The sequence below is a fragment of the Zhongshania guokunii genome (assembly GCF_040892635.1).
Lineage (GTDB): Bacteria > Pseudomonadota > Gammaproteobacteria > Pseudomonadales > Spongiibacteraceae > Spongiibacter > Spongiibacter guokunii.
This window is the reverse complement of the sequence record NZ_JBFRYA010000007.1, coordinates 174,207-198,360: the sequence shown is the minus strand read 5'-3', so window position 1 is coordinate 198,360 and position 24,154 is coordinate 174,207. Positions and strand designations below refer to the sequence as shown.

Sequence of the window (24,154 nt, the reverse complement as noted above, 5' to 3'; positions counted from 1 at the left end):
TGTTTACTCTTTACCAATACTTGCTTGCTTGCGACGCACCACGGTGCGCACGGCTTGTTCGGCGCTTTGGCGGCGGCGACGCGCCTCCCAAAGTAAGCCACCTAGGACCACGACAGTCACGCCGTAGCAAAACCACACATAGGGCCCGTGGCCGTCCATGGCGATAAGTTCGCCAAGGCTGTCAAAATACATAATTGCTCTCCATCACTTGCTCAGCCTCACGTTGCCGCGCGCAGATTCACCGCAAACAAGCTCTTGCACCCAGCGAGTATTACGTTCGCGGTCGAGAATTTCGGCGCGGGTAAACAACAGCATTGCCCAGGCAAAGAACAGATACATTCCCGACAGCGTCGCCATCAGCGGCCGCAACATGCTCGGGTGAATCGTGGACTCGCCAATAAACCGGATACTTGCGGGCTGATGCAAGCTATACCACCACTCTACTGACCAATAAATAATCGGAATATTCACTGCGCCAACAATCACCAATACTGCACAAGCCTTGGCTGCCGCGTCACGATTATCAAAAGCTTGGTGCAGGGCCATCACGCCCAAATACAAAAAAAACAAAATGAGTACTGAAGTAATTCGCGCGTCCCACACCCACCAAGTGCCCCAGGTAGGCTTGCCCCACACGGCACCGGTTAGCAGCGCTAGAAAAGTCAGCGAGGCGCCAATCGGCGCAATGGCTTTCATGACCATCGCCGCCAACTTCATACGCCAAATTAAGTGAATAGCGCCGGCTATGGCCATGGTCATATAAGCGCCCATAGCTACGGCGGAAGCCGGCACGTGCACATAAATAATACGGAAACTATTGCCCTGTTTATAATCGGCGGGCACCAAAGCCAAGCCCCACAGCGCGCCACCTGCTAACAACAGCAGCGATAAGCCAGCCAAATACGGCAGCAAGCGACCACTAAACTGGTAAAACCAGCGCGGCGAGCCCCATTTGTGAAACGTAGTCCAAATCGACAAAACTCTTCTCTCTCTTCGCTAAAGCCAAGTAGCCGCAAGCTAAACAATCACCGCGCGGCAGTATATCAGAAGCCCTGCATTGCTATTGGTCGACACTGATTCGCAGCGCACCGCATATTGCAAGTGGCGCCAGTGCCAGTGCCAGTAGAAAAAACACGCCTAACATTGCCAGCTGAGGAAGATATGGCCCAGCCTCAACCGCCGCCTTAACCGCGCTACTGCCAAAGATCAGCACCGGAATATACAGGGGTAAAATGATCAGTGACAACAATAAACCGCCTTTGCGCAGCCCCACCGTTAATGCCGCGCCAATCGCGCCAATAAAGCTCAGTACCGCGCTGCCCAACGCCAAGCTCGCCATCAACGCCCCCATACCCGCCATCGGTAAATGCAGGAGCACGCCTAATAATGGCGACAACAAACTGAGGGGCAAGCCGCTTAATAGCCAGTGCGCAATGGTTTTGGCAATAACTTGGGGGTAGAGAGGCTGATGACTTAACAGCATTTGTTCGAGGGTCGCATCGTCATAATCACCGCGAAACACACTGTCGCTGGCCAGTAGTGAAGCCAATAGCGCAACCACCCACAAAATGCCCGGTGCCAATTCTGCCAAACGCGCCGGTTGAGGGCCAATGCCGAGAGGGAACAGCGCGCAGACCATGATGAAGAATACCAGCGGATTAGACCACTCACTGCCCCGCCGCGCCGCCGCACTCAGGTCTCTGCGCAAAACCGCTACAACTAAACTAAACACGCCAGCCGATGCCATCAAAACGCCCCCAAATCGATGACCCGCAGCGGACGCTGCATCGCCAAGGGATGGTGGGTGGTTAATAACACCGCGCCACCGGCATCGGCGAATTCACTGATCCAAAGCTCGATTTCAGCCACGCCACGCTGATCAATGGCGGTAAAGGGCTCATCTAAGATCCAGAGCTGAGCGGGAATACAAAATAGTCGCGCCAAATTAACCCTGCGCTGCTGGCCGGCCGAGAGACTGTAGCAAGGTTGCTGCTCAAACCCCTGCAAACCCACCTTGGCCATGGCCTGAAAAATGGTTTCATCGTTTTGTTTTAGGCCGCGTAGCGCGCAGGACCAGCGTAAATTTTCGAGGGGGCTCAACGCGGCTTTAATACCCGCGCCGTGGCCAATATAGAGTAATTGTTCCAAATAGGCAGCACGCTGCTGATCTAAGGAGTGCGACTGCCAATAAATATCGCCCTCATAGCGACTGGAGAGACCCGCTAAAATTCTGAGCAGGCTGGTTTTTCCGCTGCCATTGGGGCCAGCTATTTGCAGCACATCCCCAGCATTTAATGTAAAGCACAGGTCTGCAAACAGCACGCGGTCATCCCGCTCACTGTAGAGTTGCCTTACCTCCAACCCCTGTTCCGCCAAAATCACTCCCGTTAGCGACTGCCAATAGCCAGTCTCAGCATCAATCAAAACGCCGCCAAGTATATACGATGAAGAGGGGAAATTAGCGTCAAAAAGTAGATTAGCCCGACTCAAAATGCAGTTATTAGCTGATGGCGCGCACTGGCTTTCGCTGGACTACTTGCGCCCAGCCAGCCAAGCTTCCATATCTTGGGTAACCAGATCGAGGTATGACAGCGCTTTATCCAACTCGGCACTTTGCTCAAGCCCCTGGAAACGCAATAAACGGGTGCGCACCCAACTCAACTCCTGAACCAAATTATCAATATTGCCGTCGTCATTATTCGGCGAAAGCACAGGGCTGCGCTGTAGAGCGCGCACGGCAGGCTTGAGCGCAAGCTCGCCAGTGTCGACAACGGCCGGCACGGCTACTCGATGCGGCGTTGGCCCGCGACCCTTGCCGTGGAGGCTATCGAGTAAGTTTTCAAACTCGTCGTCGGTAATTTGTTCGTCCACCTCAGCCTTTGTGCCGCCGGCAAACTTGCCAGCAGCATTGCGCTCTGTAGTACGAGTCTGTAAACGACCGTCGAAGAACAGCCCCATAGAATCCACCGGCGAACGGGGTGCCGGCGCCGCATTCTCGGCCTTATAGCCCTCTTCTGCAGTCCGCATAAGCCGCAGTTTTAAACTGGTACTGATCGGTTCAGGGGGCTGATGATTAATGCGCCGCGCCAGCATCACCTCAATATCTTCAACCGCACTTAAAATTAAAGAAACTGCACTGGGGCTCAAAGACAAGCGCCTAGTTCGCAGGCGCTCCATTAAACGCTCAGCCAGCTGGGCACACTCGGCCAACTCGCTTAACTCGAGTACCGCTGCACCGCCATACAAGGTGTGGAAACCACGGTGAATATCATCGAGGATGCGCTGACCATCATAGCCATAATGTAATTCAGCCAATTGCTCGGAAAGGCGCTGAACAATTTCTTCGGCTTCCGCCAAAAAAATTGCCAAAATCCCTTCGTGTTCTGTTCTGTTCACCGAGTTCTCACTACTGAATGCGCCATACCGGCACAGCAAATTTGTTTTATTATTATCTGAAAATTTCAGCGCAGCTACTGCAAGCTCGGTCACAAACTCGACAGATAGCGACCAAATTCTGCTTATTCGCCACCAAGCCGGCTAAATATTCGCAATATCTTGCTTTCTAACATCGCCGCGGTAAAGGGTTTAACAATATAGCCATTCACTCCGGCCTTCGCGGCTTCAATAATTTGCTCACGGTGGGCGTCGGCAGTAATAATCAAAACGGGAATATGGCAAAGCTTACGGTCGGCGCGAATGGCCCGCAGCAATTCCAAGCCCGACATATGGGGCATTAACAAATCGGTAATAACAAAATCGAAGTGCTGATTGTGCAACATTGGCAGCGCTGCCAAGCCATCGTCCGCTTCGCTGATATAGCGATACCCCAAATCACCGAGCAAATTACGAATAATACGGCGCATGGTCGAAAAATCCTCCACCACAAGTATTCGCATTTCACTGCGCACGAAGGTGTGAGTCGAAATTGGATCCTGCGTATCCAGGCTGTTATTGAATGGATTCGGGGAAGACAAGCCGTCTTTAAACTGATCGTTCACGAACTTTGCTCCGCAGGACTATTTCGCGCGGTATTTGCAGCCAATAGCTGCTCAACAAAAAACAGTAAATGCCCTTCAAGCCGATTAGGCAGCGGCCAGTCCAGCACCCTTGCGCTTAACTCGCGCAAGGCTCGGGCGGAACGACTACTAGGCGCCGTCACCATCACCGGTGCGCGCTGGCGCACCGCCTCGCGCAATTGCTGATCAAAGGGAACCGCTCCGGCGTAAATCAGCGCCACGTCAATAAATTGCCGACACACATTATTCAAGGACTCAAACAATAGTCGTCCCTCGCGCTCGTCCGCTACCATATTGGCTAATACCCGAAAGCGGGTACGCCCAAAATCACGATTCAATAGCTTAATCATCGCATAGGCGTCAGTCATCGACGTAGGCTCATTACACACCACCATCAACACTTCGTGCGCCGCACTAACAAAATTAACCACCGAATCAGAAATACCGGCCGCGGTGTCCACTATCAACACATCAAGCTGATCGCCAATATCGCTAAACGCATGAATTAATCCCGCGTGCTCCAAGCTCGTCAGCTTGGTGAGCTGGCGAGTGCCCGACGAAGCGGGAATTACCTTAATACCCCCCGGCCCTGTCAACATTACATCCTGCAGCGAACAACTGCCGGCCAACACATCTTCGATGGTTTTAGTGGTGTTTAAACCAAGTAATACATCAATATTAGCCAGACCGAAATCGGCATCCAGTATTACGACCCGCTTGCCCGCTTCAGCGAGAGCAACACTGAGGTTAATCGCAACATTGCTTTTACCCACACCGCCCTTGCCACCACTGACCGCGATGACTTGTATCGCCTTAGTATTCACCCGAGCTGCGCCCCCGCTAGGTCTCGCTGCCGCCAGGGAAAACCAGGCAGCAACCGAGAATAATCGGCTATTTGCTCAGCATTGCACATCGCCATAATTTTCTTCAGCAAACGCTGATCAATATCATGTACGTCAACCAACAGAACTAAGCGCCCCTCATCCACATAAGACTGAAAAGCACGTAAATCAGGATTGTCTTCAGTTAAGCCGACAAAGCCGCCCTCCCAAGCGCCAAAACACAAAAAACTTATCGGCAGCGAATAGTTTAAAATTGACCGCGCCACGCCCTCTTCCAAATTAAAGGCCGCGGTAAAAATCAAAACCAACAGGCAGCCCAGCAAAAAACCCCAAAACCCACCACGCCAAGCACGCCCCCACAGATTGCTCAACAGCAATACCGACGCCACCGGTACCCCAAGACGCTGCACATCGCCAATATGTTTGCTCACCACACACCAGCGCCAGCCACTCAAATGAGGCTGCGCTAACATATCGGCTATTTCACGCAATTGCGCCGGCGTTTTACTGAGAAAAACTAAGCGATGCTTCACGTCATTATCTCCGCACTTATCACGACCATCATCGCAGGGACTGCAGCCGCTCAGCAGGGCTAACCACTTCGGTTAAACGAATACCGAGCTTGTCTTCGACTACCACAACTTCCCCGCGGGCGATTAAAGTGCCATTAACTAAAACATCAAGGGCATCGCCGGCTTGACGATCCAACTCAACAATTGCGCCCTGATGCAATTGCAATAAATCCCGAATCGGCATATCAGTACCCCCAACTTCAAGGGTAATACGCACAGGGATGTCTAAGACCATTTCCAGATCTGGCGCAGCGGGACTGCGATCGCGCAACCGCCCGCTTGCGTCTTGAAACGCCTCGCGGTCTTTAAAAGCACCATCATCTTGAAAGGCATTGCGATCCGCGGCTTCGATCTCTTCTTTCAACGCGCGGCGCTGGCGACGCAGCTCTTCTTGATTATCCATAACACCTTTCCCTACCCAAATTAGTCGCTGCTTGTCGTTTCATCATTCAGCTATTTTCAATGCTAACTGACCATTGGTAACACCGAGACTCGCCTTGGCCATCGCAACGCCACCTGCTTTAAGTATTGAGCGCTGCGCAACACCCAAGGGAATAATATCACCCACACTCATACTCGCTACATCTCGCAGGCTAACAGTAGGTTCAGCGATCGTGCAGCGGGTAGGTACCCGCAAATCCAACACTGACTCCCGCAATGCCGCCTGCCAAACTGGATCGTCTACACTCTGAGCGGCAGACTCACTTTTAGCCAAAATATCGCGCATTGGTTCGAGCATGGTTTGAGGTAGGGTAATGTGAAACTCGCCGCGACCACCGCCCTCCAGCTCAATTTGAAAACGGCACAAGACCACCGTTTCTGCCTGAGCAGCAATCGCCGCCATCGCGGGATTCACTTCAACACCAATCGCCTCGCATTGCACTTCGGCCGCCAGCTGCCACGCTTTTTGATAATCGCTGTGCGCGCGGCTCACTAAGCGGCCAATTACCCGTCGTTCCACTGGGCTAAAATCGCGACCATCCGCGCTTCCCTGAGCGCCACTACCACCAAAAAACATATCAACTAAACGAAACACCAACCGCGCATCAAACACCAGCATGGCGGCACCCTTTAATGGGTGCAAGCGCATAAGGTTTAAGCTGGTAGGTACGTAGAGTGAATGCAGATACTCGCTATAAGGTAGAAATTGCAGCTCCAGCGCCACAACATCTACACCCTGGCCTAATACATCAGAAATACTATCGCGAAAGCGCTCGGCAAAGCGTTTATTAATTTGTTCAAGACCTGGCAAACGGCGCTTTTTAAGCTGCTGCCGACTAGCCAAATCGAAGCGTCGAGCGGGCACCACATCACTGTCAGAACGCAGATCCTGAGTTTGGACATTGGCTAATAAGGCATCAATTTCTGCCTGTGAGAGTAAATCTTTCACCATCTGTGAGCGCACCACTTAGCACTAAATGTGAATATTGCTTATTTAATGCAAGGGGTGAGCCAATATTTATTTATTATTAATCAATAACTTACGAAATTAAGGTGCGTCAAAAAAATGACAGCCTTAATTATTACGCATCAAGGCTGCGCCAACCACTTGTTGAGCGATGCCATTGCCTCTTCGAAACTGCGCACGGTATTACTCAGGTCCTGCTCAATACCAGAAAAACTGGCATCCCGACCCCGCAACTCCAAACCTCGAAACTGTTGAGACAAACTCACCGCGCCAAGCGTCGCCGCGCCGCCTTTTAAGCTGTGGGCCACCGAGCGCAGGGTTTCGGTATCGTGGTCATCTATTGCCTGAGCAAGGAAACCCAGGCGCTCGCGGGTATCAGCCTCAAACTCATGAATCAGAATATGTACATCAGATTCCATAAATTCGCGCAGCTCATCCAATAAACTTAAATCTAAAGCGTCCATTATTATGACATCCCTGTATTTTTCAGCAGTTAACTCAGCGTCCACTCATGGACACTCAAGCCTAAAACACGTCTATTTTACGCGCATCCAGAATTATTTCACCCACTGCGGCCATTTGCTTGGCAACACTCACTATCTCAGCTCGGGCAGACTCGCGCTCCACTTGGGTGAAATTCGGCTCAATTGCCGCAAGCGCCGTCTTTTTATCTGCAGGCAAACTTGCGAGCAAACGCGCCCGCAATCTCGACTCCACACCGAGTAAAGCCGGTGCCAAAACTTCAGGCGCTAGCTGGTGCACCAACACCGCCACATCCCGATCCGCCATATTGATAATTTGTGCAAAACCAAACATCAACTCTTCAACTCTGGCCGCACTTTCCGGCTGACTTGCCCGCAAACCATTGAGCAGCGTACTCTCAGCACCAACATCCATTTCATTTAACAAATTCGCCGCCATAGTGTCGCCAGGCAGCGCGCGACCCACTGGCCGACCCAAGTTATTAAAATATTGTTCTAGCAGCCAATCCAACTCTTCTAAAGCCGCCGGCGTCAGGGATTTAAGGCAAGACAAGCGACCAAGGATATCGACACGCTTAGCTTCATCAAATTCCAGTAGCACCTCACTGGCGAGCCGCGACTCCAAGCACGCAATCACAACCACCTGAATTTGCGGGTGCTCGCGGCGAATAATGCCAGCAATGGTCGCAGCATCTAGCCATTTCAATTTCGCGATATGCTTGGCTTGGCCATGAAAGGCGAGACGGTCACTTAATAATTTCGCGCGCTCCTCGCCGAGCGCTTCCTCCAGCAAGCCTTGCACCGCATCACTGGCGCTGGCCTTAACACCAGAGAAACGCTTCACATCCGAGTGGAAACGCTGAAGAATGCCAGTGAACTCACGGCTATCTGGCGCCGACATCGTGGTCATTACCGCCGCCAAACGATGTAAATCCCGCGGCGGTAACGCCCGCATTACCGCCGCGGCGTCGCGCTTATCTAAAGACATTAGCAATGCCGCTGCCTGCTCAGTATTAGATAGCTCTGTTGCTACCGCTCCAGCCATTACTGCGCCTCACCATTAAGCCATTCACTCAACACCCCAGCAATACGCACTGGCTCCTCGCTCGCAATAGCCTTCAACTCCCGCAATTGCTCCCGGTAGTCTTCAATTTGCTGGACCTGAGCGCGCCGGCGCTGCTGAGCGGCACGAGTAAGCAACAGCCCGATCGCCGCTAAAATGAATAAGGCCAGCCCCATCGCCGCCCGCCAGAACATTGACTGTTTAACCAGCACAGACACACTTAAGGGCGCCTGATTAAAAGTGCGAAACTGCAGGTTAATTTGATCACCACGAGACTCGCGCAAGGCCAAGCCCGCCCACAAGACCTCCCGCAACGCTTGCGCCAAGGGCCCATCCGGCGCAGCGCGATTTATTAATAACAATATTTGTCTCGCCTGTGAGCCAGCCTCATCGATGACCACGGAGACTTTCAGATCGCGCTCAAGAATCAAACTCGAGGCTAAATTAAGGACCTGATCTTGAAGATAAGCTTCACGCTGACTCAGGCTGTCAACAGCCGTGGCACGGTGGTAGCTACCACCTGTACTTAGCTGCCATTGCCAGAGTGCCTGTCCAATTAAACCGGCACCAAGCAAAAACAGGACTCCAAACAAAGTAAACCAAGGCTTCCTAGTTGATATATATTCACTCACTACACAGCCTCAACAACGCAACATCAAAAAAAGACAACCGAGACCAACAGAATGGTCAAAAAAATGACAAAATCCATGAGATTGAATTCCATACGGCCATCACAGTCATTTTTTTGACAAAAACCCCAAAATAACGAAGGATTTCATTCGCCTGCGGTACCTTGCTGTAACTCCAGCTATAACTACTGCAGAATTTAGGCCAGCTGCAGCTAGCTAATACTATGGGGAATATAGCGAAGAGAAAATTAAGACTAGCAAACCACCGACTGAAAACCGGAAGTGTATTAGGCTGCAACGGAGAATGTGCTTCCCGGCCGCCAGCATTAATTTATCTGGGTGACTTCAATAAAGTCACTGCGCGACGACAGCGGCTCAGGCACACCACCAGAATCAATGGTCTGGCTAGAATCAAAGCCATACTCTTTGCGCTCGCCAGTGCGGTCAATAGTGAGGTTGGCAAAATCAAATAACTCGGTATCGGCCATTTGCGAGGGCGCAATATTTTGCATAGACGAGAAAATTTTCTCTATGCGACTGCCGTCCTGTTTTTCCCAATCCAGCAGCATTTTACGAATATTCTGGCGCTGCAAATTCTCCTGTGAGCCACAGAGATTACAGGGAATAATGGGAAACTCTTTGTACTGCGAGAACGCTTCAATATCTGACTCGCGGCAGTAAGCTAGCGGCCGAATCACAATATTGCGCTTGTCGTCTGACAGGAGCTTTGGCGGCATGCCCGACAGCCGCGAGCCGTAAAACATATTTAAAAACAGGGTTTGCACGATATCGTCTTTGTGATGACCCAGGGCAATTTTAGTCGCGCCGATTTCTTCCGCAAAGGCATACAAAGTGCCACGGCGCAGACGCGAACACAGCCCGCAGGTGGTTTTACCTTCAGGAATCTTTTGCTTAACAATCGAGTAGGTGTCTTTATTGACGATGTAATACTCAATGCCCAAGGCGTCAAGGTACTCAGGCAGAATATGCTCGGGATAGAACGGCTGTTTCTGATCCATATTGACCGCCACCAGCTCAAACTTTACCGGCGCGCTCTTTTGCAAATTCATTAAGATATCCAGCATGGTATAGCTGTCTTTGCCACCAGACAGGCACACCATCACCCGATCGCCCTCTTCGATCATTTTGTAGTCTTCAATCGCTTGCCCTGCATGGCGACGCAGGCGTTTTTGCAATTTATTGAACTCTAGCTTTGGCAAACTGGACATAGCACTTAAAATCAATCGAGGCTGGGGCTGCGCATTATATAGAAACCATGGATATGCGGCTACAAAGTAGCCAATGGAAAGACCAAGAAACCATAAGTAGCGCCCGGTTCGGCAATGAAAATCAGCCAAAATCCGGCGTTTTTAGCACTCTCAACGGCTCAGCACTGGCAATCCTAGGCCGAGATGACTATCATTAGGCCGCCAAAATCTGCTGGCACGAGGTGTATTGGACACGGCCAGACCCCGGCACGGGTGCATGTCGGACTGTGTAATCCACATCCGATCGCACCCGCTCACAAATCAGCCACTCATTCAGAAAGGGAATCGCCCAATGAAACAACCAGTTCGCGTCACCGTTACCGGTGCAGCCGGCCAAATTGGCTACGCTTTACTTTTCCGCATCGCCTCTGGCGCTATGCTGGGCGACGATCAGCCCGTTATTTTACACCTACTCGACATCACTCCAGCCATGGACGCCCTGCAAGGCGTGCGCATGGAACTGGAAGATTGCGCCTTCCCATTATTGGCTGGCGTAGTTTGCACCGACGATCCAAATGTTGGCTTTAAAGATGCCGACTACGCACTGCTGGTTGGCGCACGTCCACGCGGCCCAGGCATGGAGCGTAAAGATCTGCTCGAAGCTAACGCGGCAATCTTCTCTGTTCAAGGTAAAGCCATTGACCAGAATGCCAGCAAAAACATCAAAGTATTGGTTGTTGGCAACCCCGCTAACACCAACGCCCTGATCGCCCAGCGCAACGCGCCGTCTATCAGCCCACGTAACTTCACTGCCATGACGCGCTTGGATCACAACCGCGCCATGACTCAGATTGCCATCAAAACCGGCAAAACTGTGAACGACGTGACCAACATGACTATTTGGGGCAACCACTCTGCTACTCAGTACCCAGACCTGTTCAACGCCAAAGTCTCTGGCCAGACTGCAAGTGACTTGGTTGACCAAGCGTGGCTCGAAGGCGACTTCATCCCGACTGTTCAGCAGCGCGGTGCAGCCATCATCAAAGCCCGTGGCGCTTCTTCTGCTGCATCTGCGGCTAACGCTGCAATCGGTCACGTGCGCAGCTGGGCACTAGGCACCGAAGGCGACGACTGGGTTTCTATGGGTGTTTACAGCGACGGCAGCTACGGCATTGCCGAAGGCCTGATCTACTCATTCCCTTGCCGCTGCAAAGATGGCGAGTGGGAAATTGTTCAAGGTGTTGAAGTTAACGACTTCAGCCGCGCAAAAATGCAAGCTTCTGAGCAAGAACTGGCTGAAGAGCGCGACGGCGTAAAACACTTACTTCCTTAATATTTAAGGTAGTTAAGTTTAAAAAAACCGCGACATTGTTCGCGGTTTTTTTATGTGTCACTTAACAGAATCCACCGGCCGGCGCTCAAGCCAGCCAGCTTAATCATTAGCCACTTAGCCGTCATCAGCCAAAGACAGCAACTTAACCGTCTTAGACTTTTCTAGCGAACTTGCCGAACCAGGCTTTGTTGGCGATGCATCGGCAGACCGCCCAGCAATACGCTCAAGCTGTTCTCCCAGGTTACCGGGCAAAGACCAACGCGGTATGCGGCCTTCTATTGGCGTACCGGAAGTCATGTCCATCTCAAAAGCTTTGCCGTCTTTGAGGTAGGCCTCCACCACGATTGCAGAACTATTGGGACGATAGCTCTGCTGCAACGCGTCGGGCAGTGCAGACATTGACGGATATACTTTATTAACGACCAGATCTAATTGCGAACCATCTGCGCGCGACACCGAAATCACCATATCCTTCTGCAACTTTCCTTGGGCTGCCGGTGGGAAATAGAGGTAGGCCCGCAGCTGATTTTTATCAACTATTTCAACGGCTGGCTCGCCGGCCCGCAACACATCGCCCTGAGACACCGGTACTCGTGCCACGGTACCCGCCTTCGGCGCACGTAACTCTAAGGCTGCCAGTTGATCTTCGATAGAGGTACGCAACTGGGTTAGCGCCGCGAGGCGTTCCGACAGTTCTGGCGCGTCACTTGGCCCACGACTCTTACGCAAGCTAGACAGCTGGCTTCGGGTCGATCCCAACTCAGCCTCTACGCGGCTGTATTCCGCCCACGTTTTATTGTGCTGGCTCTGCAGTAAATCGAGATTACCACGCTGGGTTGCGCCCGCATCCACCAGCTCACGCAGAGCATTGAGCTGCTGAGTTTCTTGAAAGTACTGAGACTCCAGATACTCCATCTCCGCCTCTAATGACGACAATTGCGCTCTTAGCTGCGACTCATTTCCCGAGCTAGTAACCGAACGCTGCGCTAAATCACTTTGCAGGCGCGCAATTTCCGCCTCATTTTTGGCCAAGGACTGCACCAAAGTCGGCGAACTAAGCGTGGCGAGTAACTGCCCCTCCTCGACAGTGTCCGACGGCGAAACCAAAATTTCTTTAATCGACACGGTGTCCGACGGCGCGACATTGTATTGGGTGCCGTTAATCACACCACTTGCCGAAAACCAAAAGAAATTCAGGTACACAAAGCGCAGCGCGATATAAGCAATGCCCAGTAAAATGGCAAAGTATATCCAGCGCCCCCACTGAGGCTTACGCGGCTGCGCCACCTCCAGTGCCGCAGAGGCCTGCGGGCTTGCCGCAGTGTGCCACTGGCGCCACGGTCGAGCTTGCACCGACGTTCCAGGCCCCTGCTCGCCATAAACGCTTGGCATCCGTCTCTCGGGCACTATTTTTTTAGGGTAGCGCTGCTTGTCAGCATCATCATTGAATTCACTATTAATCATTTTATTCACCATGGATCATACATCCTTGATTGCTTTTGAACGTGTTCTGGCACATAAGATTCGTGGTAAGAGGTGCGCAGCAAATACTCATCCGCATAGGCGATAAGGCGCACTACTCTTAAATAAAAGCCCATAAAAAGTCCGTACAGGGGTATGTAGGGAAACATTTTCAGGTCTACCCACGGCCGCTCACTTAGTGCCAGCGCAACAATGAAATGCAGGTAGTTAATTACCGTATACAGCATTAAAACAACCAGCATCATCGGATAAAAAATATCGTTGTGGTTTAGGTAAAGCCAAACGGTGTAGATCGGATAAGTGATACTCAGCACCAGCTGGTAGACCACGGTATCCAAATTGGCAATGAGGTTGCGCACATCAAAGGGGCGGCGAAACGGGTTAAACAACCAGCCGTATTTGCGCACATGAAAGCGAATCATGCTGCGGTTCCAGCGCAGTTGCTGACGGTAATATGGCCACCACGCATCGGGCGCGTCAGTCATGCACATTGCCTCTGGAGCAAAGGCGACATCGCCGCCAGCTACTCGCGTTTTCACTGTCACATCACCATCTTCACCAGGGCCAGTTTCCCAGCCGCCCGTCGCCAACAAAGTCGAGCGCCGCAGAGCACCAAAGGCGCCGGAGACAATAAACAAAATGCCCAACATCGCTGACACCCGCCGCCCGACCCCAATACTAAAAACATATTGCATCGCTTGTAGGCGGGTAAGTAGGTTGGCGTCGGCATTGCGCACCCGCAAATTTCCGGCCACGGCAGCGACCTCGGGGCGATAAAATTCCACCAGCAGATGCCAAATGGAATCGCTGTCGAAGGTCGAGTCGGCATCGCAAATCACCACATACTCACCCCGCGCCGCATTCAGCGCAAAGTTTGCCGCCGAGGATTTACCGCCGCGCATTTTGTGCTCGAAGTAGCGCACCCAACCTCGGTTCGCCAACTTTCGCCCCACCTCCCCCATGCCATCCGTAGAGCCATCGTTCACCACCACAATCTCTAGATTGGGGTAACTTTGCTCGCGCAATGACAGCACGGTGGTTTCTAAGGTAGTGCACTCGTTGTAGCCAGGCAGTAGCACCGTCACCAGTGGCGGATTGATTTGCAAGCGCTGCCGAAATAGTTTTTTTTCCTCAGGCTCAGCGCGCTGCGCTTGATAGAGGGCAAATATCTCGGTCAGCACAAAGCGTGGCACCGACAACAGTAAGAAGGGCCACAACAACAGCGCCAATTGCTCCGGTGACAAGCTAAACAATATTGCCAAGCTCGCTTCCACATAGCCGACAATACTATTCATCAAATCGTACATATCAGCTCCTCGCCGTATTGCATCGCAAACTTAGTCATCGTCGTGTCCTTACTCGCCAGCGGCGCGGTCTAGTGGCTTGGCACCACTAACCATGACAATTTCGATATTAAGTTGAGCGCGAAGGTAGACGTGATCCTTTATCTCCTTAGGCGACGGCAGTGCACCAGAGTCACTCGCTGGCAACAGAATTAAAAACTCTGCGTCATTGGTATTAACCACCACATCAGAGTCACGCAACACTGCTCGCAACACCTCCCTAGTTTTCGTTAGCAACTCCGGTAATTCTTGCGCCGAAACATTTTTGTCGCGAATAAGGCTGACCTTATAAATAGTTACCGAGCGACCATCCTGCTGAGCCAGTTCAACCACTTTCAAAGCCAGCGCTTTACTGTAATCCTTGTTCAAATTCTCGCCGCCGGCGGAGAACTCCAAGTCGTCCTCTTCCCCGTCATTCCCCAAGGCAGCACCTGGCCCCCAGCGACCGTTACGCGCAACGCTAACCCCGCTCTGCGCTATGACAAAGGTATTGATATTGATCGGCACCAGATCTGCAGGAGAGTGGTATTGATCGCAATTCGCGCACCATGCTGCCAATTCAGGATCTGCCGCCCAAAAATTACATTGGCGGCAAATAGAGAATCGTCCGGGGCGGTTATACTCCACACCGATATGGCGAATGGCAGAAAAACACTTGGGACACTGCTTGGCGCCGTCAACGCTAAAGTCTGACTCGGGGCCAACATAGCCGCAGCGAAAGTGATGAATAGATTCTTCGACGCCGAGGTGGGTAGACTTGCACTCGGGGCACAACTCTTTTACTGGTACTTGATAACCCTGACACGAAGGGCAGGTAAAGACCCTATCAACGTGCCTAGCCTCTAAAAGACCGCGCACAGCTAAGTCTTGGAGCACCGACTGCGTTTCTAATACATCGCACTGCAACAGGCCCTCGGCCAGCGGGAAGCGATAGGCAATAGGACTTTCCGCGTCAACCTTAACCTCAATGTCGCGCCCCCGAGTATACATAAATTGCAACATGGTAAGCCCAGCATCGCGCGGTGAGCGCGGCAAGCGCTCGATATGCGCGGCCAACGTCGCCAGCGTCATCGAAGTGCTTTTCAAGTCGTCTTCACGGGGGTGAGGCGGCAACACAATGTCCGCCAACTGCATAATTGCCGCCGTTAACTTGGGGCCTTCTAGGCCGACCACAGCAATCGGTCGCAGGGCTGCAAAGCCGGCTCGTTGCTCAAGCAATAAGCGCTCAATTTTGCGGTGATCATAGCCAACAATCACCAGCGGAACCTGGCCGGCATCTTGCTCGCCGAGCGTCGTTAACGGTTCACCTAACACTGCCTTAATCGACACCGCTTCGTCGGTACCCCGCTCAAATTCTTTTAATTCGAGCATCTGGTAGTGCTTTAGTCGACCCTCACTTTGGCCGCGTGTCGTTCGCTTGCTTAAAGAAAGATCCATGACAAAATACCTTGTTCTCGTTCAGATTTCACAGGCCTGCAATGTCTTCACAGGCGCCATAGGGAGCACACAGGGTGTAGCTACTTTCGGGTACTGCTACGCGGCCCTTATCACGCAAATAGTCTGGGTCGAGCAGCCCCCAAGCCAAGGCGTTTTGAATCCATTGCGCGCGCTTTTCCCAGACATCTGCGACCGCATTCCAAAACACGGTTTCCTGCATATCTACTTCCCAGGGCTCCGGAGCTTGCCCCGAACTTGGCGACTGCGCTCTGCGCTTAAGCTGCGATAACAGATTGGCTTGCTGGCGCATAAATTCTTGGGATTGATTTAAGCGCGCGACAGACGCCGCCCACTGATCGCGAAGTTTCACTAAGGCCCGCTGACTATTGCGAACCGCTGCATTGGCCGCCAGGCTTGCGGCGTGGGATTGATACTCAGCCGCGCGCCGCTGGTGGTACTGACGACTCCCCAGGGGAATATTCAACTGCACACCGTACTGGGGACCGCTATCTCCCGACGTCGCGTCGTTAGTCAGTGCCGTTGTACTGCGCTCCTGCTCTACGTAGCCGCCAAATACCGTCAGCGCCATGCCGTTGCCACGCAGCGCCTCAGCCTCTTCACCGAAGGCCAGCGAATCCGAGCGCAACATCTGCGCTTTCAGATCCTGATTCGCCAACCTATCAATGTCAGCACCACCTGGCGGCGTCAGCGGCAGCACCGAGAAATCCTTCGGTGGATTGGGAATATTGGGAATCAATCGCGAAATTGCGTCGAGTTTATTTTTCACTTCACTGTGTAAAATAATTGCCTCAGCCACTTTTACAGGGGTCGCCTTCGTAATTTCTGGCATTGCCGCACTTTCCGACAGCCGCAATTTGCGTTTCGCTTTTTCCACTCCGGCGAGGGCATTACTCAATGCCTCACGGCGATAGCGATAGGTCCACGCCGCGATGGCGTCTTCCATATAATTTACTGTCGCCTGATTGGCTTTTATTTTTAACCCGTACTCCGCACTACTCACTCTCGCCTTAGCACCATCAACGGCTGAACCGCGCCGCGCTAACAGGTGCATTAAGTCAAGGGACAAGCGCGCATCGGAATACGACTCTAATGCGCTCGCACCACTATCTAACTGTGAACCCGAGCTGCCCGAAAACCGAGTGTGACTAATACTTAAATCTAGGCCAATATCGCCAGTTTCGGCATAATATTTTTCCTGCTCGGCGGCCAGTAATGACGACTCCGCCATCATCTCTGGCGACGACTTGGCAACCTCGCTAAGCTCGTTAATAAATGCCACCCATGGTGCTTCCGCCTGAATCGCAGCACTGGCCGTTGCCTGCTGCGCAGGCACTTCCTGCGCCAGCGCAGAACTGATTGCAACGCTCAATGTAGCGACCACAAACAGCGACAAGCTTCCATTTACTTTTTTCATTCAAAACTGCTCCCTTACAGAAAATACTTGGTTAATCCTATCTGTGCTCTGGATAGCGCCCCTTCAGTTAAGAAGGCTAATCTGCAGCGACTCAGTGCGAGGACTACATTTTTAAGGATCACGTTCTATCCCGTTTTTTCAACACCGCGCGACGTAGGCTGCGATCACATACAGACACTGAACTATCGCGTTGACCAAGCAATGGCAAACACTATGCCAAGCCGCTGAAAGCCTTTAGCGCTGGGGCCCTGGGCATATACAAGATCACGTAGGCGCAGCTCCTGTATCGCAAGTTGTTGCCGCGGTGTCACACCCCACCCCACCAACAAGGTTAAGTTATTGTTTTTATTAGACTAAATAATGTCGCCTATAAGCGACGTACGCCATTTTAGACAATAACAATGCACGCTCTAAACGCTGAAAAAAGACGCTTCTCACCGCAAATATTGTAAAAAGAAGAGTAAAAAGTGAGCCCGATTTTTGCAGGGCGTACATAGGCGCTTATGGATTGCATGAAAAAGCGATCAGTCACGACGCTTAGCAAGCGTCATTCCGAATACACTTAAACAATCACCAACGAGCTGACAGTGAAATTACAACGCAAACAACTTTCCCATGACAAAGCCCAGTCCTTGCAAGCCCAAACTGGATGGCAAGTGCCGTTATCTGAATTAATGCAGGCACTCGATACTGAAATTAATTTTTTCCGTCACCAGACCGAAATATTGCAAAAACATCAGCCCGCGCGACCACAAGGTAACTACCCCTGCAAAAATCCGTCGCAGGTTTTGTCGGCCGCAGACTGGGCACGGTTAATTCCACTGGCGCAGCGACGCCTGCAAATTGCTGAAGGGCATATGATCTTTGCTCGTGCCAAACTGGCCCGCGTGGTCGCCGACATCGAAGCCTACAATGCAACTGCCGATACCGACGGCCTACTCACCAGCTTGTGGACGTTTCGCCGCATGCGCCAACAAGCCGACGAATTAATACAGCGCAAAGTGCGAGCCGGCCGTCACCTCGACATCACCCAAAGACATCTTGAAGCTGAACTTGTGTGGATCAAGCGACACGGTATTCGGCGCAAAGAAAGCGCCAGTGACTACACCGCCAACAATAGCGACCTAGAGCAAATCACCCGAGATCGACAGTTCGCTATTATGAAAAATTTTAAACACACGGAATTGGCGCTGCGCGAGGATATCCGCGGCCAAATTGAAAATCTCGACGGCAATACCACCCTCCAGGTCAACCACCGCAACCTCGACGACGTTATTAGTGACCATAAATTTAAAGCGCAAATTCGACGTTTAAAAAAGCAATTCCGGACCGATTAAACCCTTACTCTCGCCATTACTCCCAATTTGACCGTTGCTATTCGGCAACAAAATCACCGTGCGCCGACCTCTGCGCGACCAGTAAAAACCCGCAAAATCACGCCAGCCGTGCACTTGCCGAGACTGGCATATCACTTGCGTTGGGGCTTGCCGTCATCGCAATAGCGCCGTGGCTCGATGCAGCAGCAAATTTAACAACGGCATCAACAACAAACTGTGAGGTTTATTTTTATGTGTGGACTAGTAGGTGCAATCGCAAATCGCGATGTCATGTCAGTTTTAGTCGACGGCTTACGCAATCTCGAATACCGAGGTTACGACTCGGCCGGTGTGGCAACCATGAACGGCGACGTATTAAGCAAGCAGCGCGCAGTTGGTAAGGTAGAAGTATTAGCACAGCAACTTGCCGCCTCAGGCATGTCGGGCACAATGGGCATTGGCCATACCCGCTGGGCAACGCATGGCTCACCGGTCGAGCACAATGCTCACCCCCACGTGTCGACCGAATTGGTGGCCGTGGTACACAACGGCATTATTGAAAACTATCAAGCAATGCGCAGCGAACTCATCGACCTTGGTTACATTTTTGAATCCCAAACCGACACCGAAGTCATCGCCCACCGCATTCACTTTCACCTGCTTAAGCATGGCTCACTGCTCGCCGCAGTGCAGGCAACGCTACCCGAACTTGAGGGTGCTTTTGCCATTGCAGCGATTAGCAGTGATGAGCCAACTAGAATGATTGCAGCGCGGCTCGGCAGCCCGCTGGTGGTGGGAATTGGCGACAAAGAAAACTTTGTGGCCTCGGATGTCACCGCGCTAATTTCAGAAACACGCCAGTTCATCTATCTGGAGGAAGGTGATGTCGCCGACATTCGCAGTGATTCAGTAACGGTCTACAACCGCTACAACCGCCAAGCGGAACGGCCAATACAAACCTCTACCATGGAAAAACACGCTGCCAGTAAAGGTGACTACCCCCACTACATGCTCAAGGAAATCCACGAGCAAAGCACGGCGCTGCGCCAAACTCTAAGCATGGCACTAACCGACGAGCGTATCGATGAGAGCTGTCTTGGCGACAATGCAGCAAATATACTCGCGGGAATAGAAGCGGTACAAATCTGCGCCTGTGGTACCAGTTATCACGCCGGTTTGGTTGGCCGCCATCTGATAGAAACTTTAGCTAAGCGCCCTTGCTGGGTAGAACACGCCAGTGAATTTCGCTATCGCGACCCCGTTGTGCCCGCCAACACCTTGTTTGTCGTGCTGTCGCAGTCTGGCGAAACCGCCGACACCCTCGCTGCGCTGCGCTATGCTCGGACCGCTGGCTACGCGGCAAGTCTTGCGATCTGCAACGTGGCCAGCAGCTCACTGGTTCGCGAAAGTGATCTGCAATTTTTAACCCAGGCGGGTCCAGAAATTGGCGTCGCCTCAACCAAAGCCTTTACGACTCAACTGCTAGGATTAGACATCCTGGCACTGCTACTGGCGCGTCACAACGGCATGGATGCAATTACCGAGGCTGCAATTACCAAGCACTCATTGAAGAAAGCCTGCTTTGCGGTAGAGTCGGTACTGTCCCTAGATGAACAGATTCGCGACATTGCCCAACAATTAGTAGACAAGCAGCACACGCTGTTTTTAGGGCGCGGCGTTATGTACCCCATCGCCTTAGAGGGCGCACTCAAACTCAAGGAAATTTCCTATATACACGCCGATGCCTACCCCGGCGGCGAGCTAAAGCACGGCCCGCTCGCCCTTGTCGACGAAGACATGCCGGTCATTGCCACCGCACCTGGCGATAAACTCTTTGCCAAAATTCAGGCGAATTTACAAGAAGTAGAAGCCCGAGGTGGTCAGCTGTTTGTGTTTACCGATAGACCCGAATGCTTCACCGCCAGCGAGCGCTGCCAGGTTATTACCATGCCCCACGTAGACGATATTCTGGCGCCACTGGTGTACACCATTCCCCTGCAACTGCTCGCCTACCACGTGTCTGTAATACGGGGCAATAATGTGGATCAACCGCGCAACCTCGCAAAATCCGTCACCGTAGAATAGGAGATCCCAATGACGTGGACCAAAATCGTCCCTGTATTACTCCGCACCGCGCTTGGTTTAGTGGGTACCGCCTGCGCGTTAGCGCAGGCGGTACCCACGGCGGGGCCAGATTTTAGCGGCCACGCCGCCTGGGTCTACGACAGCCTCAACTTGCCGGGTAAAGCGCGGCAAGTACAGCCCGGTTTTTTCGTTGCAGCAATCAACGACTACAATAGTAAAGCACAGCGCGGCCACCAAATTGAGGCAATTTATAACTATCACGGCAGCATGGAAATGTACTGCCAAAACGGGCCACTGCAAAACTGTAGCGCCGATAAACTGACCCTCAGCTTTGCCACCCCTAGGGGTAAATCAGGTCGTCACGCCACTGGCAGTAGTGTTGCTCGCTATCGCCAAGGTTTAAAAAACGGTGACAATCAACAACGCCTAAAAGCAATTGCCATTATTGATGGTGTTGTAAATGGCCAATACGAAGGCAGCTTAAAAGGCTTTAATGAATTACCACAAAATTTGGCAGAGGGATTTGCCGACAAAGTCACCGCCAGCATATGCGACGACCCTAATATTGACGGCGTGCAGTTTGACCTTGAACCCATCGATATTGAAACCCAAAACGGCCAATACTTTTTCTATCGCCGGATCTCCGAAAATTTTGCCGGAGATCGCGAAATTGACGGCATCAACTGCGTTACCGACAGTCATCCTGTGGGCCGCTTTTTTTCGGTCTTTGCGCCAGTGCGAGCATTGCGCCCGGGAAGCGACAGCGCCGCTCATATGCACGAAATCACCAACGCGCACCGCAATGGCTACATGATTGCGCCAATATACGACCTCGATGGCAGCCCGCTGGGCCACGCCACCCCCGTCGGCCAATACCAGCAAATGGCCCTGCGCCAATTGCAGCAATTAAATGAATGGGCAAGCCAGGCGAAGGTAGCCTTTAAAGTGGGTATTCCGGCTGCCGCGTCGGTCCATGAATATGTTCGCTGTGAAGGGCCGCCATGTCGTAATCACCGCGCAGCACCCGATTCCCAGCTGGCCTACGTGCAAGCCGTTATCAACGCCCAAAGTGAGAGTGGCATTCGCGACAATACGCTGTTTCTCGGCAACGCAATTTGGGCGTGGAGCCGAGGTATAAGCCACGGTGGCGCCCGTTTTTTACCGGAATCCCCCCCAACCGAAGTACTCAACTACCTTGCTGAACACTTATGATTTTGAGCTCTACTATTCGCTATCGAACCAATGTGCAATTGCGGAGTCCAAGATTGTCGGTAAGCCAAGCACACTGGCAAACACACAGCGGCGACGTAGAGGAAAACCGTAAACCGAGACGCCGTTATGATTATTTTTTTTGACCACCACGCTGCACAATTGCCAGCATCACAGGGGGACAATGTGGCCACGCCACGTGATTCACATAAACACCCGTGGCTAACATGGCGGCCAACACGTCGGCTGTCGTTCTACCCAAAATCTCTGACCCAACTTATGTCGGCCGGGCTACTGGTATTAGTTGTGCTGCTAGTCACGGCACTGGCAATCGCCGGACTGTATGTAGAGAAGGCAACATCCAAGGGCCAACAGGCCGTTATCTTTTCAACTGAGGCGGTGCAGCACAGCCTCACCCTGTCTGAATTATTGAAAGATATGGAGCGCAGCGCCAGAATCTATCAAGTACTGGGCAACGAAAGTCTACTCGCCAATTATGCCCAGCTTCGTCAAAAATTAAACGACACCGCGACCAAACTCTCCACCCTCGAATTTGATCATAAAATTAAAAATACCATTAGCCTACTGCTCCAAAAAGAAAAACAGGTTTTTACCGAGTTGGCGACCAAAGGACCAGGTCCTGAACAAGCGGCAAGCACGGTTGAAGTTTATTCTGAACTGCGCGATATCGCCGCAGCCTTAATTGCCCACAATAGTCTAGCGATTGAAACGCGGGTCAAAGAAATGAACGATACCGCGGCCAAAACGCGGCAGGCACTTTTCTGGGAGGCCGGCGTTGCATTAGCACTGGCTATCGCCACCGCGCTGTGGATTATTCCACCATTGTCGCGCTATGTTCACGATCTCGACCAAAGTATTGTCCAAATTGGCAATGGGAATCTCGACAAGAAAATCGCTTTAAAAGGGCCGAATGATATCCGCGAACTCGGCGCCCGCTTAGAGTGGTTACGACAACAACTGCAATTACTCGAAAGTCGTAAACAACATTTTTTACAGCATTTTTCCCACGAACTTAAGACGCCCCTGTCTAGCCTGCGAGAAGGCACTAGCCTGCTTGCCGACGGGGTTATGGGCAAGCTCAACGATGAGCAGCAGGAGATCGCGGTGATCCTCCAGCGCAACTGCGTAAACCTGCAACAACAAATTGATGGCTTGCTGAATTACAGCGTATCAATGCAGCCATTCCAAAGCTTCGATTATCAAAATTTACAACTTGATGAACAAATTTTAGGGGTCACTAGGGAACAACAACTACAAATTCGTGCCAAAGACTTATCTGTAATAACGGCACTTGATAAAGTTTCTATTTTCGCAGACACCGCCCAGATCACCACTGTATTGGATAATTTGATTTCCAATGCCGTGAAATTTTCGCCCTGCGGCGGCTGCATCAACATCACGTTACATACAGACGGGCAGTGGGCAGTTATAGATGTCGCCGACGAAGGCCCCGGAATTTCAGATTCAGAGCACGACCGCATTTTCGAGGCGTTTTTTAAATCGCCATCGACAATGAACGAGAACGCCGAAGGCTCTGGGCTGGGTCTATCCATAGCGAAACAATATAGCAACGCACACGGTGGAAATATTGAAGTCATCAATAGCAACAAAGGGGCGACATTACGCCTCATACTTCCTCTTCAGCCTGGGCTGGCGTAAAACTTGGCGCCAATTGGCCCCTCTGCTGTTTATCGCGCTATTAGCTTCGGGCTGCGCTATGAAAGGCGGCTCTAACTTTAATCTTGGCATGACGCTAACGGCCAGTGGCAAAGCCTTTCCTCGCTCCGAGATCGGTTTGCTGGCGTTTTCTAATTACATTTGCGGCGTCACCGGCACCCAATTAGACACTGAACTCGATCTTGCCGAAAAACAATTTCAAGCCAATCGCGATCGCTACAACACCCTGTGGCTCGCCATCGTATTAATGCAGCCCCATGCGGCGCCGGCGAGCAATCAAATGGCACTGCGCCTATTAAACGACTATGTAAATAATAAGTCCGCCGTAAATCATCGCGCCAGTACGTTTATGCCCAGCAACGACAGTTACGACGTTCTCGCCAAATTTCTACTTGATAGCGCCACGCAGCGTCAACGACTTATTGCCGACAACACATCACTTAAACAGAAAATTGAAAAACTCATGCTTATTGAAAGCAGCCTTAACTATCCCCAAGCACAAACGCAAGTCGGCCCCAAATAATGGGGAATTGTTAGTAACTTATTAGCGCCTTATCAAGCACCTTACGACTAAACACGAAGCACGCAGCGGAGAA

The 24,154-nt window shown here is 51.9% G+C and carries 24 protein-coding genes; 6 read left to right on the top strand and 18 right to left on the bottom strand.

The features are described from left to right. Positions 1-3 precede the first annotated feature (3 nt). The 14 genes from ccmD to ttcA form a co-directional block, all read right to left on the bottom strand. Positions 4-192, bottom strand: coding sequence for a heme exporter protein CcmD (gene ccmD, locus AB4876_RS10175; protein WP_368381550.1), 189 nt, complete (start codon positions 190-192; stop codon positions 4-6). Positions 193-204: 12 nt separating this feature from the next. After that, positions 205-972, bottom strand: coding sequence for a heme ABC transporter permease (locus AB4876_RS10170; RefSeq protein ID WP_368381566.1), 768 nt, complete (start codon positions 970-972; stop codon positions 205-207). 88 nt (positions 973-1,060) lie between these two features. Beyond that, positions 1,061-1,747 carry a heme exporter protein CcmB gene (ccmB, locus tag AB4876_RS10165; RefSeq protein ID WP_368381549.1) on the bottom strand — a complete coding sequence of 229 codons (687 nt, stop codon included), beginning with the start codon at positions 1,745-1,747 and terminating at the stop codon, positions 1,061-1,063. Continuing rightward, positions 1,747-2,424: a cytochrome c biogenesis heme-transporting ATPase CcmA gene (gene ccmA / locus AB4876_RS10160; RefSeq protein ID WP_368381548.1), complete on the bottom strand. Its 678-nt coding sequence runs from the start codon at positions 2,422-2,424 to the stop codon at positions 1,747-1,749. The genes ccmB and ccmA overlap by 1 nt, the downstream gene beginning before the upstream one ends. A gap of 108 nt (positions 2,425-2,532) precedes the next feature. Continuing rightward, positions 2,533-3,396 carry an Hpt domain-containing protein gene (locus tag AB4876_RS10155; RefSeq protein ID WP_368381547.1) on the bottom strand — a complete coding sequence of 288 codons (864 nt, stop codon included), beginning with the start codon at positions 3,394-3,396 and terminating at the stop codon, positions 2,533-2,535. 122 nt (positions 3,397-3,518) lie between these two features. Beyond that, the gene (locus tag AB4876_RS10150; RefSeq protein ID WP_438273410.1) at positions 3,519-3,896 is read right to left on the bottom strand and encodes a response regulator; all 378 of its coding nucleotides are present in this window, start codon (positions 3,894-3,896) and stop codon (positions 3,519-3,521) included. A 98-nt stretch (positions 3,897-3,994) separates the two neighbouring features. After that, positions 3,995-4,840, bottom strand: a complete 846-nt coding sequence (locus AB4876_RS10145) for a MinD/ParA family protein (protein ID WP_368381545.1) — start codon at positions 4,838-4,840, stop codon at positions 3,995-3,997. Continuing rightward, complete coding sequence (locus AB4876_RS10140) at positions 4,837-5,391, bottom strand: hypothetical protein (RefSeq protein ID WP_368381544.1); 555 nt, start codon at positions 5,389-5,391, stop codon at positions 4,837-4,839. The genes AB4876_RS10145 and AB4876_RS10140 overlap by 4 nt, the downstream gene beginning before the upstream one ends. 28 nt (positions 5,392-5,419) lie before the next feature. Then, positions 5,420-5,833: a flagellar motor switch protein FliN gene (gene fliN, locus AB4876_RS10135; protein WP_368381542.1), complete on the bottom strand. Its 414-nt coding sequence runs from the start codon at positions 5,831-5,833 to the stop codon at positions 5,420-5,422. A 42-nt stretch (positions 5,834-5,875) separates the two neighbouring features. Beyond that, positions 5,876-6,823, bottom strand: a complete 948-nt coding sequence (gene fliM / locus AB4876_RS10130; protein ID WP_368381541.1) for a flagellar motor switch protein FliM — start codon at positions 6,821-6,823, stop codon at positions 5,876-5,878. Positions 6,824-6,960: 137 nt separating this feature from the next. Continuing rightward, on the bottom strand, positions 6,961-7,302 hold the full coding sequence (locus tag AB4876_RS10125; RefSeq protein ID WP_368381540.1) for an Hpt domain-containing protein: 342 nt from the start codon (positions 7,300-7,302) through the stop codon (positions 6,961-6,963). Between the two features lie 61 nt (positions 7,303-7,363). Next, positions 7,364-8,365, bottom strand: a complete 1,002-nt coding sequence (locus AB4876_RS10120) for a FliG C-terminal domain-containing protein (RefSeq protein WP_368381539.1) — start codon at positions 8,363-8,365, stop codon at positions 7,364-7,366. Continuing rightward, positions 8,365-9,015, bottom strand: a complete 651-nt coding sequence (locus AB4876_RS10115; RefSeq protein WP_368381538.1) for a hypothetical protein — start codon at positions 9,013-9,015, stop codon at positions 8,365-8,367. Before AB4876_RS10115 ends, AB4876_RS10120 begins: the two co-directional genes overlap by 1 nt. 323 nt (positions 9,016-9,338) lie before the next feature. After that, positions 9,339-10,241, bottom strand: coding sequence for a tRNA 2-thiocytidine(32) synthetase TtcA (gene ttcA, locus AB4876_RS10110; protein WP_368381537.1), 903 nt, complete (start codon positions 10,239-10,241; stop codon positions 9,339-9,341). A gap of 331 nt (positions 10,242-10,572) precedes the next feature. Between ttcA and AB4876_RS10105 the strand changes: the two genes are divergently transcribed. After that, positions 10,573-11,553 carry a malate dehydrogenase gene (locus AB4876_RS10105; RefSeq protein ID WP_368381536.1) on the top strand — a complete coding sequence of 327 codons (981 nt, stop codon included), beginning with the start codon at positions 10,573-10,575 and terminating at the stop codon, positions 11,551-11,553. Positions 11,554-11,667: 114 nt separating this feature from the next. On the opposite strand, the gene AB4876_RS10100 is transcribed toward AB4876_RS10105, so the two are convergent. From AB4876_RS10100 to AB4876_RS10085, 4 genes are read right to left on the bottom strand one after another with little or no spacing between them, the layout of a single operon-like run. Continuing rightward, the gene (locus AB4876_RS10100; protein ID WP_368381535.1) at positions 11,668-13,017 is read right to left on the bottom strand and encodes an HlyD family secretion protein; all 1,350 of its coding nucleotides are present in this window, start codon (positions 13,015-13,017) and stop codon (positions 11,668-11,670) included. Positions 13,018-13,022: 5 nt separating this feature from the next. Further along, complete coding sequence (locus AB4876_RS10095) at positions 13,023-14,342, bottom strand: glycosyltransferase family 2 protein (RefSeq protein ID WP_368381534.1); 1,320 nt, start codon at positions 14,340-14,342, stop codon at positions 13,023-13,025. A 48-nt stretch (positions 14,343-14,390) separates the two neighbouring features. Beyond that, on the bottom strand, positions 14,391-15,815 hold the full coding sequence (locus tag AB4876_RS10090; RefSeq protein WP_368381533.1) for a TackOD1 domain-containing metal-binding protein: 1,425 nt from the start codon (positions 15,813-15,815) through the stop codon (positions 14,391-14,393). Between the two features lie 28 nt (positions 15,816-15,843). Further along, positions 15,844-17,250, bottom strand: a complete 1,407-nt coding sequence (locus AB4876_RS10085) for a TolC family protein (protein WP_368381532.1) — start codon at positions 17,248-17,250, stop codon at positions 15,844-15,846. Between the two features lie 587 nt (positions 17,251-17,837). Between AB4876_RS10085 and AB4876_RS10080 the strand changes: the two genes are divergently transcribed. From AB4876_RS10080 to AB4876_RS10060, 5 genes are all read left to right on the top strand, one after another. Continuing rightward, entirely contained in the window at positions 17,838-18,587 is a 750-nt protein-coding gene (locus tag AB4876_RS10080; protein ID WP_368381531.1) for a hypothetical protein, read from the top strand. A gap of 231 nt (positions 18,588-18,818) precedes the next feature. Beyond that, a complete protein-coding gene (glmS, locus tag AB4876_RS10075; protein WP_368381530.1) occupies positions 18,819-20,651 on the top strand; it encodes a glutamine--fructose-6-phosphate transaminase (isomerizing) in 1,833 nt (610 codons plus the stop codon). Positions 20,652-20,660: 9 nt separating this feature from the next. After that, positions 20,661-21,863: a hypothetical protein gene (locus AB4876_RS10070; RefSeq protein WP_368381529.1), complete on the top strand. Its 1,203-nt coding sequence runs from the start codon at positions 20,661-20,663 to the stop codon at positions 21,861-21,863. Between the two features lie 126 nt (positions 21,864-21,989). After that, on the top strand, positions 21,990-23,540 hold the full coding sequence (locus AB4876_RS10065; RefSeq protein ID WP_368381528.1) for a sensor histidine kinase: 1,551 nt from the start codon (positions 21,990-21,992) through the stop codon (positions 23,538-23,540). Positions 23,541-23,598: 58 nt separating this feature from the next. After that, the gene (locus AB4876_RS10060) at positions 23,599-24,081 is read left to right on the top strand and encodes a hypothetical protein (protein ID WP_368381527.1); all 483 of its coding nucleotides are present in this window, start codon (positions 23,599-23,601) and stop codon (positions 24,079-24,081) included. The last annotated feature ends 73 nt before the right edge of the window (positions 24,082-24,154 follow it).

Coding starts and splice junctions, on each gene's coding strand:
- AB4876_RS10070 (WP_368381529.1), top strand. CDS start 20,661: ATGACGTGGACCAAAATCGTCCCTGTATTACTCCGCACCGCGCTTGGT.
- AB4876_RS10060 (WP_368381527.1), top strand. CDS start 23,599: ATGAAAGGCGGCTCTAACTTTAATCTTGGCATGACGCTAACGGCCAGT.
- fliN (WP_368381542.1), bottom strand. CDS start 5,833: ATGGATAATCAAGAAGAGCTGCGTCGCCAGCGCCGCGCGTTGAAAGAA.
- AB4876_RS10125 (WP_368381540.1), bottom strand. CDS start 7,302: ATGGACGCTTTAGATTTAAGTTTATTGGATGAGCTGCGCGAATTTATG.
- ccmD (WP_368381550.1), bottom strand. CDS start 192: ATGTATTTTGACAGCCTTGGCGAACTTATCGCCATGGACGGCCACGGG.
- AB4876_RS10095 (WP_368381534.1), bottom strand. CDS start 14,342: ATGTACGATTTGATGAATAGTATTGTCGGCTATGTGGAAGCGAGCTTG.
- AB4876_RS10065 (WP_368381528.1), top strand. CDS start 21,990: ATGATTATTTTTTTTGACCACCACGCTGCACAATTGCCAGCATCACAG.
- AB4876_RS10085 (WP_368381532.1), bottom strand. CDS start 17,250: ATGAAAAAAGTAAATGGAAGCTTGTCGCTGTTTGTGGTCGCTACATTG.
- AB4876_RS10150 (WP_438273410.1), bottom strand. CDS start 3,896: ATGCGAATACTTGTGGTGGAGGATTTTTCGACCATGCGCCGTATTATT.
- AB4876_RS10120 (WP_368381539.1), bottom strand. CDS start 8,365: ATGGCTGGAGCGGTAGCAACAGAGCTATCTAATACTGAGCAGGCAGCG.
- fliM (WP_368381541.1), bottom strand. CDS start 6,823: ATGGTGAAAGATTTACTCTCACAGGCAGAAATTGATGCCTTATTAGCC.
- ccmB (WP_368381549.1), bottom strand. CDS start 1,747: ATGGCATCGGCTGGCGTGTTTAGTTTAGTTGTAGCGGTTTTGCGCAGA.
- glmS (WP_368381530.1), top strand. CDS start 18,819: ATGTGTGGACTAGTAGGTGCAATCGCAAATCGCGATGTCATGTCAGTT.
- ttcA (WP_368381537.1), bottom strand. CDS start 10,241: ATGTCCAGTTTGCCAAAGCTAGAGTTCAATAAATTGCAAAAACGCCTG.
- AB4876_RS10100 (WP_368381535.1), bottom strand. CDS start 13,017: ATGATTAATAGTGAATTCAATGATGATGCTGACAAGCAGCGCTACCCT.
- AB4876_RS10090 (WP_368381533.1), bottom strand. CDS start 15,815: ATGGATCTTTCTTTAAGCAAGCGAACGACACGCGGCCAAAGTGAGGGT.
- AB4876_RS10105 (WP_368381536.1), top strand. CDS start 10,573: ATGAAACAACCAGTTCGCGTCACCGTTACCGGTGCAGCCGGCCAAATT.